This window comes from Rhodovastum atsumiense (assembly GCF_937425535.1).
Lineage (GTDB): Bacteria > Pseudomonadota > Alphaproteobacteria > Acetobacterales > Acetobacteraceae > Rhodovastum > Rhodovastum atsumiense.
In genome coordinates this window covers 6,343,944-6,356,645 of record NZ_OW485601.1, presented here as the reverse complement: position 1 = coordinate 6,356,645, position 12,702 = coordinate 6,343,944, and the positions used below count along the sequence as shown (strand labels likewise).

Genomic DNA, 12,702 nt, shown 5'->3' with positions numbered 1-12,702 from the left:
AGGCGGCCCGCCCGGCCAGGCGGAGTCAGGCGGGCGAGGTCAGGCGGCGCGGATCTCGGCGGTGAAGCGGGTGACTTCCCCGCGCAGGGATGCGGTCTGCCGGCCCAGGTCGCCGGCGGCGTCGAGTACCTGCGTGGCGGCGGTGCCGGCTTCGGCGGAGGCATTGGTGACCGCGGCCACCGCGCTGGACACGGTGTTGGTGTGCTGCGCCGCATCCGCGGCACTGCGGGAGATCTCGGTGACCGCGGCCGTCTGCTGCTCGACCGCGGCGGCGATGCCGGTGGCGACCTCGCTGACCGCCGCGATCGCCGAGGTGATGCGGCGGATCGCCTCCACCGCGCGCCCGGTGCTGCCCTGGATGGCGGCGATCTGGCGGGCGATTTCGTCGGTCGCGTGGGTGGTCTGGTTGGCCAGCGCCTTCACCTCGGCCGCCACCACGGCGAAGCCCTTGCCGGCATCGCCGGCCCGCGCCGCCTCGATGGTGGCGTTCAGCGCCAGCAGGTTGGTCTGGCTGGCGATCGAGGAGATCAACTGCACCACCTCGCCGATGCGCCCGGCCGCCTCGGCCAGTTCGCCGACATTGGCATCGGTGGCGCGTGCCTCGGCGGTGGCCTCTGCCACCATCTGGCTGGAGCGGCCGACCTGCTGGGCGATCTCGCCGAGCGAGGCGGCCAGTTCCTCGGCCGAGGCGGCGACCGTCTGCACGTTGGCGCTGGCCTGGCGCGCCCCTTCGGCCGAGCCGAGCGCCTGCCGGTTGGTGGACTCGGCGATGTTGGCCATGCTGTGCGCCGTGGATTCGAGCTCGTGTGCGGCGGCCGAGAACGCCTCCAGCACGGCGCTGATCGAGTGGTCGAAATCGGCGGCCAGCCCGGTCACTCGCATCGTCCGCTGTTCCTGGGCGCGGTGCTCCGTCTCCTGCTGCGCGGCGGTGGCATCGGCGGCGGCAAGGTCCTGGCGGAACTGTTCCAGGGCCTGCGCCATCGCGCCGACCTCGTCGCGCCGGTCGCAGCCGAACACCACGATGCCGGGTTCCCTGGCGGCGACCTGTCGCATCTGCCCGGCCAGCGTCAGGACCGGGCGGCACACGCTGGAGATGGTCATGACGCCACCGATGCCGCAGACCCCGGCGCAGGCCACCATGGCCCCGATCGTCAGCCACATCCCGAACAGATAGGTGCTGCGGGTGGTGCCGACGCCGGTCCATGCCTCCAGCACGATCGTCTGGCGCATGGTGTTCACGGTATCGACGAACTTCTGGTAGAGCCCCCCGACACGGTCGAGCGCCGCGGCTTCCATCCGCTGCCCGCCACCCTCGTGGCCGAGCGCGATCACCCCCGCCGCCGCTTCGCGATACGCCGCCCAGGCGCCGCGCGCGGTTTCCAGCAGGCGCTGTTGCTGCGGCGCGGTGAAGGCGGACCCCGCGTTCCGGAAGAAGGCGTCGATCAGCCCGGTCTCGTCAGTGAGTTGCGATTCCAGCGTCGCCATCGCCTGGGGCGTGTCGGCGATCACGTGGCGCAGCAGGATGCGGTTGTGTTCATTCACTTCGGCGCGCAGATCGGCGAGCACGCTGACATGCGGCAGCAACTCGGCGCCGAAGCGGGCTGCCACCGCATTGAGGCGGTGGGTCTGGTAAAGCGAGATCAGCCCCAGGCCGAGGCAGGCAAGAAAGGCCACGGCGAAGCCGAACAGAATGCGGGTGCGGAGGGTCATGGACCGATCCTGGCAATGGCATAGCAATGCCCGACCATGCCGCCGGACGCTTAACGACAGGTGAAGGGCGCCGGCGTAAAACCCCTGCCTGCGGCGGGGAATGGCTACGCCCCCGCTCGCCCGCCGGGCGTGGGGCAGGGGCTGCCTGCACTTGCGTTCGCCGGGCTCGCACACCATCTCGATGCGCGGATATACTGTTCAGCGTCGCCGTTGCCTCGGGGAGGGGCGGCCACGCGGGGGTCGCCTTCACAGGGACACAACACATGGATTTCGAGAAGTTCACCGAGCGTTCGCGCGGCTTCATCCAGGCCGCCTCCACCATCGCCATCCGCGAGTTCCACCAGCAGCTCACGCCCGAGCACCTGCTCAAGGCCCTGCTCGACGACGAGGAAGGGGCGGCGGCCGGGCTGATCCGTGCCGCCGGCGGTGATGATCGTGCCGCGCGCGGCGCGGTCGAGGCCGAACTCGCCAGGCTGCCCAAGGTCTCAGGGGCCGGCGCCGGGCAGCCGGGTGCCACGCCCGGCTTCGTGCGCGTGCTCGATGCCGCCCAGACCGCGGCGCAGAAAGCGGGCGACGAATACGTCGCCCAGGACCGGTTGCTGGTGGCACTCGCCGCCTCCGACGGCCCCGCTGCCAAGGCGCTGCGCAACGCCGGGGTGACGCCGCAGGCGCTGGACCGCGCCATCACCGACATCCGCAAGGGCCGCAAGGTCACCAGCCAGAACGCCGAGGCCAACTTCGACGCCCTGAAGAAATACGCGCGCGACGTCACCGCGCTGGCACGCGAAGGCAAGCTCGACCCGGTGATCGGCCGTGACGAGGAGATCCGCCGCGCCATCCAGGTGCTGGCCCGCCGCACCAAGAACAACCCGGTGCTGATCGGCGAGCCCGGCGTCGGCAAGACCGCCATCGTCGAAGGGCTCGCGCTGCGCATCGTCAACGGCGACGTGCCGGAGGCGCTGAAGGGCAAGCGCCTGCTGGCACTCGACCTCGGCGCGATGGTGGCCGGCGCCAAGTATCGCGGCGAGTTCGAGGAACGGCTGAAGGCCGTGCTGAAGGAGATCGAATCCGCTCAGGGCGAGATCGTCCTGTTCATCGACGAGATGCACACCCTGGTCGGCGCCGGCCGCGCCGACGGGGCGATGGACGCCTCCAACCTGATCAAGCCGGAACTGGCCCGCGGCGCGCTGCATTGCATCGGCGCCACCACGCTCGACGAGTACCGCAAGCACGTCGAGAAGGACGCCGCCCTGGCCCGGCGCTTCCAGCCGGTCTTCGTGGGCGAGCCCTCGGTCGCCGACACCATCTCGATCCTGCGCGGCATCCGCGAGAAATACGAGCTGCACCACGGCGTGCGCATCACCGACAACGCCCTGGTGTCGGCGGCGACCCTGTCCAACCGCTACATCACCGACCGCTTCCTGCCCGACAAGGCCATCGACCTCGTGGACGAGGCGGCCAGCCGGCTGCGCATGCAGGTCGACAGCAAGCCCGAAGAACTGGACGAGCTCGATCGCCGCGTCATGCAGCTCAAGATCGAGCGCGAGGCGCTCCGGCGCGAGGAAGATGCGGCCAGCCGCGACCGTCTCGTCCGGCTCGACCGCGAGCTTGCGGATCTCGAGGAACGCTCCAACGCCCTGACCGCCGCCTGGAAGGCCGAGAAGGAAAAACTGGCCGAACGGCAGAAGCTGAAGGAACGGCTGGACGCCGCCCGCAGCGAGGTCGAGGTGGCGCAGCGGCGCGGCGACCTCGGGCGCGCCTCGGCGCTGCTTTATGGCGAGATCCCCGAACTGGAGAAGAAACTCGCCGAAGCCCAGGATTCCGGCCACCTGGTCAACGAGGCCGTCACCGAGGAACAGATCGCCTCGGTGGTGTCGCGCTGGACCGGCGTGCCCGTGGACAAGATGCTGGAAGGCGAACGCGCCAAGCTGCTGCGCATGGAAAGCGAACTCCGTCGCCGCGTGGTCGGCCAGGAGGACGCGCTCAAGGCGGTGGCCAACGCCGTCCGTCGCGCCCGCGCCGGGCTGCAGGACCCCAACCGGCCGATCGGCAGCTTCCTCTTCCTCGGCCCGACCGGCGTCGGCAAGACCGAGCTGACCAAGGCGCTCGCCGAGTTCCTGTTCGACGACGAACGGGCGATGGTGCGCGTCGACATGAGCGAGTTCATGGAGAAGCACAGCGTCTCCCGTCTGATCGGTGCCCCGCCGGGTTATGTCGGCTATGACGAGGGCGGCGTGCTGACCGAGGCGGTGCGGCGCCGGCCCTACCAGGTGATCCTGTTCGACGAGGTCGAGAAAGCCCACGAAGACGTCTTCAACGTGCTGCTGCAGGTGCTCGACGACGGGCGGCTGACCGACGGACAAGGGCGCACGGTGGACTTCAAGAACACCATCATCGTGCTGACCTCCAACCTCGGCAGCGACATCCTGGCCGCCCAGCCGGAGGGCGAGGACATCGCGTTCGCCTACAAGGACGTGATGGAAGTGGTGCGCGCACGGTTCCGGCCGGAATTCCTCAACCGGCTGGACGAGATCGTGCTGTTCCGCCGCCTGCAGCGCAGCGACATGGCCGCGATCGTGGAGATCCAGTTGCAGCGGCTGCGCAGCCTGCTGGTTGACCGCAAGATCACGCTCGACCTCGACCACAGCGCCACCGAGTGGCTGGCCAGCGAAGGCTACGACGCCGTCTACGGCGCCCGGCCGCTGAAACGGGTGATCCAGCGCAGCCTGCAGAACGTGCTGGCGGGGCTGATCCTTGAAGGGACGGTGCGCGAAGGGGAGACAGTGCACGTCTCCGCCAACGACGAGGGGCTGGTGATCAACGGAAAACTGGCGGAAGCCGCTTAAGAGAAAGGGAAGGCAAGGGCTCCGCCCTTGACCCGGCAGGGGCCACACGGCCCCTGCACCCCATTCTCGCTGCGCGGCAAGGATGGGGTTCCGGGAGCCCGTGAGTTGATGTAGGGCGGACGCAGTCCGCCAACGCAAGCCGGCCACCTTGCGAAGCTTAGCGATGGCGGATGACGCTGCGCTTATCCGCCCTACTTTTGCTCTGGCTGTTGAGCCTGTCGGGGTGAAGCCCCGACAGGCTCAACAGCCAGAACCTTGCTGACAGGGAAAGGCGACGAAGTGCGAGTGGACGCCGCCGGTCGGCCCCTCGATGGCGCGGCGGTCGTAGACCAGCGTGCGCGGGCCGCCCGCAACTGGCGAGCACCAGCGCCAGGCCCGGCAAAAGCCTAACCAACATCGACAGGTCGCAGCCGTTGCGGCAACCGGGCCAGGCTTTCCGGCGTGTCGAAGTCGCGCAGCACGGCGTCTTCGACTTCCACCTCGACGACCTGCTCGGCATGGTGCCGCAACAGCTCCCGCGCACCCTTGTCGCCGGACAACGCCAGGATCTCGGGGAAGAAGGCGCGGTCCCACAGCACCGGGTTGCCAGCCTGGCCCTGGTGCGTCGGCACCACGATGGCGCGGCCCTCGTCGGGGTCATAGGCGGCCAGCAACCGGTCGATCATCCGGCCGGTGACCAGCGGCATGTCGCCGAGACAAACGAGCGCGGCGGTGGCTTCCTCAGGCAAAGCGGCAATGCCCGCCTTCAGGCTCGCGGACAGGCCGGCTGCATAATCCGATGCCTGCACCCAGCCGACGGGCCGCCCGCCGAGCGCGGCACGCACCGCCTCCGCCTGATGGCCGGTGACCACCACCACCGGGCGGGCGGCGGAGGACAGCACGTTGTCGACCACGCGGGCGATCATCGGCTTGCCGCCGCGGTCGGCGACCAGCAGCTTGTTCCGTGGCCCCATGCGCGTCGAGGTGCCGGCGGCGAGCACCACGGCGGCGATCCGTGGCCGGCGTGGTGCCGGTGCCATCGCCTCAGGGGGACGGCCGGCGGCCCTGGCGCGGGGCAGGGGGCGCGCGCTGGTGTCCTTCAGCAACCCGCCCACGCCCATGCGCATCACCTCGGCCGCGCCCACCGGTAACCCGGCGAACACCCGCGCCAGCACCCGGTCGATGCCGTTGGGCCTGGGACTGCGCGCACAGCCGGGCAGCACATAGGCGGGCACCGTACCGATATGGCCGAGGCAGATCAGGTTGCCCGGATCGACCGGCATGCCGAAATGGTCGATCGCGCCGCCCGCGCGCACCACCCCCGCCGGTCCCACGTCGCGCCGGTCCACCGTGGCCGAGGCGCCGGCGACCAGCAGCAACTCGGCACCGCCGGCAAGCAGGCGGCGCAGCGACGCGGCGATGGCCTCTTCCGCGTGCGGGCAGCGCAGCGGCGGCAGCAGCGTGCCCGACAGGGCGCTCACCCGCGCCTCGGTGGCGGCGATGGTGGCGTCGGTGACGCTTTCCTTCAGCCCGGGCAGCTCGGTCAGCACCAGCCCCGCGCGCAACGGTCGGAACGGATGCAGTGTCAGCGCCGGCACGGCGGCAGCGAGCTGCTCCACCTCGGCCAGCACCGGGCCCGGAACGGCAAAGGGGATCACCTTGATGGTCGCCACCATCTCCCGCGCGGCGACCACGACATCATCGGGCAACGTGCCGAGGGTGAGGCTCTCGTGCACGGCGTTGATCCGGTCCACCTGCGTGGCCTCGACGCGCAGCAGTCCGGCACCGGTGGCGTGCAGGTTGACGCGGCCGGTGCCGGCGCGGCCGGGCTGCAGCCCGGGGGCCGCCACCGCGGCAGCGAGCCGTTCGGCCGCTTCGTTCTCGGCGACGTCGTCCGGTTCGAACCGGGCGGCGACGACGCTGTCTCGCCCGGCTTCCCGCAACGCCGCGATCGCCGCCGCGTCCAGCACCGCGCCCTTCTTCAGCACGCGCCCGGGCAGGCGGTGGGAATGGGCGAGCACGGCACCGAGCGCCTCGGCGAGGGGGAAAGTGGCGAAGATCACCGCGGCGACCGGAGGGACACGGCTGCGGCAGGCACTGGCTGCGGGGTCACGCCGCCTTCGCCGCCTGCCGGACGGCCAGCTTCGCCCCGCGCCGCACCGCCACGAATTCCGCCAGGATCGCCAGCGCGATTTCCGGCGCCGTCACTGCCTCGATGAACAGCCCCACCGGTCCGTGGATGCGCGCCAGCGCCGCCTCGTCATGGCCGAGCGCACGCAGCCGCTCCAGCCGGGCCGCATGTGTCTTCCGGCTGCCGAGTGCACCAATATAGAACGCCTCGCTGCGCAGCGCCCGGTCGAGGGCCGGATCATCGAGCTTCGGGTCGTGGGTCAGCGTCACCACCGCGGTGCGCGAATCCGGCGCCAGCGCCTCCATCGCCTCGTCCGGCCAGTCGGTACGGATGGTCACCTCGGGGAAGCGCTCTTCGGTGGCGAAGGCCCGGCGCGGGTCCACCACCACCACGGCAAGCCCAAGCTGGGCCGCCATCGGCACCAGTGCCTGCGCGATATGCACCGCCCCCACCAGGATCAGCCGCACCGGCGGGTTGTACGCCTGCAGGAACCACTCCCCGTCGGACAGGCTGATGGTGAGGCTGCGATCCTCGCGCAGCGCCGTCCGCGCCGCCTCGGCCAGCTCCGCGGGGGCGGAGGCATCCGGCAGCAGCACCTGCTCGCCCGAGGGCAGCTTCGTCGCCAGCACCACTGGCCGCTTGGCCGCGCGCGCCGCGGTCAGGGCCGCCAGCGTTTCCGGTGTCACGACAGCTTCTCCACGAACACCTTCACCCGCCCGCCGCAGGCCAGGCCCACTTCCCAGGCGCGTTCATTGGTGATGCCGAACTCCAGCAGTTGCGGCGTGCCGGTGGTGATGGTCCGTTGCGCGGCTTCGGCGACCGCGCCCTCAATGCAGCCGCCGGACACCGACCCGGCCATCCGCCCGCCCGCCGTCACCGCCATGCGGCTGCCGGCCGGGCGCGGGGAACTGCCCCAGGTCTGCGTCACCGTCGCGATCGCCACCTGCTCGCCCGCCGCCCGCCACGCGGCGGCGGTGGCCAGCACATCCTCGGCCTCGGTCATGCTCATGACGCCTTCCTCCACCGGTCCATCTCGCGCGGCGCGGCCGGACGCGAGAGCGACTCCACCAGGGCGCGCAGGCTGGCCAGGTTGTGGATGGTGCGGAACTCGTCCACATGCGGCAGCATGGCGCGGATGCCTTGCGATCTTGGTTCGAACCTGGCCCAGCGCAACAGCGGGTTCAGCCATACCAGCCGGGCGCAGGATTTGTGCAGCCGCTCCATCGCGTCCGCGAGCCCGGCGGCACCGTCGCGGTCGAGCCCGTCGGTGACCAGCAGCACCACCGCGCCCTGGCCGAGCACGCGCCGGGCCCAGAGCCGGTTGAAGCCGGACAGCGCCTCGCCGATGCGGGTGCCGCCCGACCAGTCCGGCACGGCGTGCGCGACCATCTGGAAGGCCGCTTCCGGATCGCGGTGACGCAACTGGCGGGTGACGTTGGTGAGCCGGGTGCCGAACAGGAACACATGCACGCGGTCGCGGTCATTGGCCACGGCATGCAGGAAATGCAGCAGCACCTGGGCGTAACGATTCATCGAGCCGCTGATGTCGCACAGCACCACCAGCGGCGGCGATCGGGTGACCCGGCTGGTGGCGGCGATGTCGAGGATCTCCCCGCCGCTGCGCAGGCTGGCGCGGATGGTGCGGCGCAGGTCGAGCTGCGGGCCGGCGGGATCGGCGCGGCGGCGGCGGGTCGGGCGCAGCTGCAAGGGCAGCACCAGCCGGCGGATCTCCTGCTTGGCGGCGGCGATCTCGGCCGCGCCCATGGCCTCGAAATCCATGGTGTGCAGCCGCTCGTGCGCCGAGGCGCCGGTCGTCGCCTCGCGCTCCGACGACGGATCCGCCGCCCGCGTCCGCGGCGTCCGTCCCAGTGCTTCGGCGAGCCGGCGCGCGCCCGGCGGGGCGGGGACGGCGGGCTGGTCCGGATCCGTCCCCGGCAGGCCGGCCGGGGTGGACTCCGGCGCCATGTCCGGGGCGCGCCAGAACAGCGCGAAGGCCTGGTCGAACAGGACGGCATGTTCGTGCCGGTGCACCAGCGTGGCGTGGAGCGCGGTGCGGACCTGGGCGCGCTGGCCGAGATCGACCAGCGTCACCGCCTGCTGTGCGGCCAGCATGTCGGCCGGCCCCACCGGCAGGCCGGCCCGGCGCAGCAGCCGCGCGAAGTGCAGGATGTTCAGCGCGAGTTTGCCTTCGCCGCGGAGCGCGGCGGGCGGTGGGGTCAGGTCCATCCGCCCCTTACCCGAACGGTGTCGCCGGGGCGGCGGCGGCGCGGGCCTCGGCTACCAGCCGGGCGGCCTCGGCGCCTTTTACCCGGGCGATGTCGTCCTGGTATTTCAGCAGCACTCCCAGCGTCTGGTCCACCGCGCCGGGATCGAGCTCGGTGCGATGCAGGTGGCTCAGCGCGGCGGCCCAGTCGATCGTCTCGGCCACGCCGGGCAGCTTGAACAGGTCCTCGCGCCGCAGCGTCTGCACGAAGGCGACGATCTCGGCCGCGAGCCGCTCCGGCACGCCGGGGGCCTTGCGCGCCAGGATCCGCCGCTCGCGCGCCGCATCCGGGTAGTCGACCCAGTGGTACAGGCAGCGGCGGCGGATGGCGTCATGCACCTCGCGGGTGCGGTTGGAAGTGATCACCACCACCGGCGGGGTGCGGGCATGCACCGTACCGTATTCGGGGATGGAAATCTGGAAATCGCCGAGCACTTCCAGCAGGAACGCCTCGAACGGCTCGTCGGCGCGGTCGAGCTCGTCGATCAGCAGCACCGCGGGTGGCAGATCGGGGTCGATGGCCGCGAGCAGCGGCCGGGCCTGCAGGAAGTCCCGGGTGTAGATGTCGGAGGCCAGCTTGGCGCGGTCCGCCGTCCCGGCCGCCTCGGCGATGCGGATGGCCATCAACTGGCGCGCATGGTCCCATTCATAAGCTGCGGCGGCGAGGTCGAGCCCGTCATAGCATTGCAGCCGCACCAGCCGCCGGCCCAGCCCGGACGCCAGCACCTTGGCGATCTCGGTCTTGCCGGTGCCCGGCTCGCCTTCCAGGAACAGCGGGCGCCGCATGGCCAGCGCCAGGTGCACGGTGGTCGCCAGCGCGGCATCCGCCACGTAGCCGCCCGCTTCCAGCAGGGCGGCCGTGTCGGCGACCGTGGCCGGCAGCACTACAGGTAGCTTCCGAACAGCAGCGCCGCGATGCCAAGCCAGGCGACGATGCCGAACCAGGCGATCCGCGGCAGGCCGAGCGGCTCGGAGGGCAGCCGGTCGAGCATGCCGAGCGTGGCCGGGCCCGCAGCGGCCAGGGCGGCGGCCGGGGCCTCGGCACCGGTTTCCGACACGCCGGTATCGGGGGAAACCGGCGGCGCCACCTGGGCGGCGAAACGGGTGAAGAAGGTGTCGGCCATCTGCTTGGCGGTGGCGTCGATCAGCCGGCCGCCGAGCTGGGCGATCTTGCCGCCGACCTGGGCGTGCACCTCGTAGCGCAGCAGGGTTGCCTCGGCGCCGTCCTCGGCGAGCCGCACCGCCGCGCCGCCCTTGGCGAAGCCGGCCGCGCCACCCTGGCCCTCGCCGGCGATCCGGTAGCCCGCCGGCGGCTCGAGGTCGGTGATGCTGACCTTGCCGTTGAAGCGGGCCGAGATGGGGCCGATCTTTACCGCGGCGGTGGCCTTCATCTCGTTGTCGGAGGTCTTCTCCAGGCTCTCGCAACCGGGAATCGAGGCCTTGAGCACCTCGGGGTCGTTGAGAGCGAGCCAGACCCTGTCGCGAGGCGCCTGGATGCGCCGCTCACCGGTCATGTCCATGATGTCAGTCGTCTCCGTTGCGCGCCTCTGACCATGTCGATGGGGAAGCGGCTGTGAAGACGCCCTGCCTTTTCCCCTCGCATGGCGGGAAATGTGGGACGGCGTGGCAGGTTCCGCCAGCCTCCATGGCATGCGGGGTGGCGTGCGGCAGGCCGGGGGGGGGCGTTCGCAGGGGCGATGTCTTCGGCTACATGCTGCGACGGCGCCTGCGTCTGCCGCCGCCCCCGGGCCGCGGGTGCCCTTGTCCTTCCTGTCACGGAGATGCTGCGATGACCTATCTGGTCGCCGACGACCTGCCCACCGAGCCCGGCGGCGTCCGCTTCCGCCGGCTGCTCGAGCGTCCGGAGATCCTGCAGATCCCGGGCACTCACAATGGCATGGCTGCGTTGCAGGCGCGTGCGGCCGGGTTCGAGGCGTTGTACCTGTCCGGCGCGGCCATGACCGCGTCGATGGGGCTGCCCGACCTGGGCATCATCACGGTGGACGAGGTGGGTTTCTTCATCCGCCAGGTCACCCGGGCGAGCGGCCTGCCGGTGCTGGTGGATGGCGACACCGGCTATGGCGAGGCGCTGAACGTGATGAACATGGTCCGCGCCTTCGAGGATGCCGGGGCCGGCGCGGTCCATATCGAGGACCAGTTGCTGCCGAAGAAATGCGGCCATCTGAACGACAAGAAGCTGGCCGACGCGCGTGACATGGCGGCCAAGGTCGCCGCCGCGCGCAAGGCGCGCCGCCACCTGTTCATCATTGCCCGCACCGATGGCGCGGCCAGCGAGGGCATCGACGGCGCGGTCGCGCGCGCGAAATTGTACATGGAGGCCGGTGCCGACGCGATCTTCCCCGAGGCGCTGACCAGCCGGGAGATGTTCGAGGAATTCGCCCGCCGCATGCCCGGCGTGCCGTTGCTCGCCAACATGACGGAATTCGGCCGCACGCCGTTCTTCACCGCCGCCGAGTTCCAGCAGATGGGCTATCGGATGGTGATCTGGCCGGTCAGTTCGCTGCGGGTCGCCAACAAGGCGCAGGCCGAGCTGTTCGCCTCGATCCGCGAGCATGGCGGCACGCATCAGATGCTGGAGCGGATGCAGACCCGCCAGGAGCTGTACGATGCCATCGGCCTGCATGCGTACGAGGCCCTGGACGCGACCATCGTGAAGACCGTTGTCCCGACGCCGGTTCCTGGTCGCGAATAAGGAGTGGGGTGCAGGGGCCATGTGGCCCCTGCCGGGTCCAGCGACTGTCTTGCGTGTCAAGCGGCTTGCCACGGTTGCTGGTCCCGGATGATGGCATTGAGGATTGTGAGAAGTTTGCGCATGCAGGCGACGAGGGCGACCATGTGTGCTTTGCCCGCGGCGATCAGACGCTCGTAGACCGACTTGAGGATGGGGTTGCGGCGTGTGGCGACCCAGGCAGCCATGAAGAGGGCGGAGCGCACCACGGTGCGTCCGCCGCGAATGCTGCGTTTGCCGCGATGGGTTCCGCTGTCGTGGTTGAACGGAGCGAGGCCGGCGAGAGCGGAGATATGTCGTCGGTCGAGCGTCCCCAGTTCAGGGAGTTCGGCCAGCAGGGTGCGGGCGGTTGTCTTGCCAACGCCTGGCACCGAGTCGAGCAACGCCTCATTGCGTGACCACACGTCACTCTCGCGAATGGCGCTATCAAGATCCGTATCGATGTCAGTGAGTTCCTGCTGTAACCAGGCGAGGTGGGCGTTGATGCCGCGCTGCAGCTTGCGGGCGGTGGCCTGCTTGAGGCGCATGCTTTCGGCGGAGATCATGTCGATGATCTGGCGGCGCCGCGCGGCGATCTCGCCCAACATCTGGGTTGCGGCATCCGGCAACGGCCGCAACTCTGGACGGATACGTTCGGCGAAGCGGGCGATCACCGCGGCATCGAGCTGATCGGTCTTGGCCAGCCGGCCGCAGGCGCGAGCGAAGTCGCGGATCTGGCGGGGATTGACCGCCAGCACCGGCAGGCCAGCGCCAGCCAGAGTGGCCAGCACCACCTTTTCGTATCCTCCGGTCGCCTCCAGAATGATCAGCGCAGGCGACAAGCCCTGCAGCCGATCGCGTAAATCATCCAGGCCGGCACCGTCCCGATCGACACGAAAACTGGTCGCCGCCGGTAGCACATGCACATCAAGATGCTTCTTGGCAACGTCGATGCCAACAAACATCGATTGCTCTTGAGCCGTCTGGTCCATCACCCGTCCTTGCGTATGCGGGATCGACTTGCGCCGTCCCTGGCGACTGTTCG

At 70.5% G+C, this 12,702-nt stretch carries 10 protein-coding genes; 2 read left to right on the top strand and 8 right to left on the bottom strand.

The genetic code is table 11. From position 1 onward, the window contains the following. Nucleotides 1–39: 39 nt before the first annotated feature. Nucleotides 40–1,710 carry a methyl-accepting chemotaxis protein gene (locus NBY65_RS28575; protein WP_162530848.1) on the bottom strand — a complete coding sequence of 557 codons (1,671 nt, stop codon included), beginning with the start codon at nucleotides 1,708–1,710 and terminating at the stop codon, nucleotides 40–42. Nucleotides 1,711–1,973: 263 nt separating this feature from the next. On the opposite strand from NBY65_RS28575, the gene clpB reads away from it, so the two are divergent. Beyond that, nucleotides 1,974–4,556 carry an ATP-dependent chaperone ClpB gene (clpB, locus tag NBY65_RS28570; RefSeq protein ID WP_150045128.1) on the top strand — a complete coding sequence of 861 codons (2,583 nt, stop codon included), beginning with the start codon at nucleotides 1,974–1,976 and terminating at the stop codon, nucleotides 4,554–4,556. Nucleotides 4,557–4,942: 386 nt separating this feature from the next. Here clpB and NBY65_RS28565 read toward each other — a convergent pair whose 3' ends face one another. From NBY65_RS28565 to NBY65_RS28540, 6 genes are read right to left on the bottom strand one after another with little or no spacing between them, the layout of a single operon-like run. Next, nucleotides 4,943–6,598: an NTP transferase domain-containing protein gene (locus NBY65_RS28565; RefSeq protein WP_150045129.1), complete on the bottom strand. Its 1,656-nt coding sequence runs from the start codon at nucleotides 6,596–6,598 to the stop codon at nucleotides 4,943–4,945. A 46-nt stretch (nucleotides 6,599–6,644) separates the two neighbouring features. Continuing rightward, entirely contained in the window at nucleotides 6,645–7,352 is a 708-nt protein-coding gene (locus tag NBY65_RS28560) for an XdhC family protein (RefSeq protein ID WP_150045130.1), read from the bottom strand. Further along, nucleotides 7,349–7,669: an XdhC family protein gene (locus NBY65_RS28555; protein ID WP_150045135.1), complete on the bottom strand. Its 321-nt coding sequence runs from the start codon at nucleotides 7,667–7,669 to the stop codon at nucleotides 7,349–7,351. Before NBY65_RS28555 ends, NBY65_RS28560 begins: the two co-directional genes overlap by 4 nt. 2 nt (nucleotides 7,670–7,671) lie before the next feature. Next, nucleotides 7,672–8,892: a vWA domain-containing protein gene (locus tag NBY65_RS28550; RefSeq protein ID WP_150045131.1), complete on the bottom strand. Its 1,221-nt coding sequence runs from the start codon at nucleotides 8,890–8,892 to the stop codon at nucleotides 7,672–7,674. Nucleotides 8,893–8,899: 7 nt separating this feature from the next. Continuing rightward, entirely contained in the window at nucleotides 8,900–9,814 is a 915-nt protein-coding gene (locus NBY65_RS28545) for an AAA family ATPase (protein ID WP_150045132.1), read from the bottom strand. Beyond that, nucleotides 9,814–10,449 carry an SRPBCC family protein gene (locus NBY65_RS28540; protein ID WP_150045133.1) on the bottom strand — a complete coding sequence of 212 codons (636 nt, stop codon included), beginning with the start codon at nucleotides 10,447–10,449 and terminating at the stop codon, nucleotides 9,814–9,816. Before NBY65_RS28540 ends, NBY65_RS28545 begins: the two co-directional genes overlap by 1 nt. 269 nt (nucleotides 10,450–10,718) lie before the next feature. Here NBY65_RS28540 and prpB point away from each other — a divergent pair, with 269 nt between their 5' ends. Next, on the top strand, nucleotides 10,719–11,642 hold the full coding sequence (gene prpB / locus NBY65_RS28535; RefSeq protein WP_150045134.1) for a methylisocitrate lyase: 924 nt from the start codon (nucleotides 10,719–10,721) through the stop codon (nucleotides 11,640–11,642). A gap of 56 nt (nucleotides 11,643–11,698) precedes the next feature. Here the strand turns inward: prpB and NBY65_RS28530 are convergent, their stop codons facing one another. Continuing rightward, nucleotides 11,699–12,622, bottom strand: a complete 924-nt coding sequence (locus NBY65_RS28530) for an IS110 family RNA-guided transposase (protein ID WP_408895628.1) — start codon at nucleotides 12,620–12,622, stop codon at nucleotides 11,699–11,701. Nucleotides 12,623–12,702: the final 80 nt, after the last annotated feature.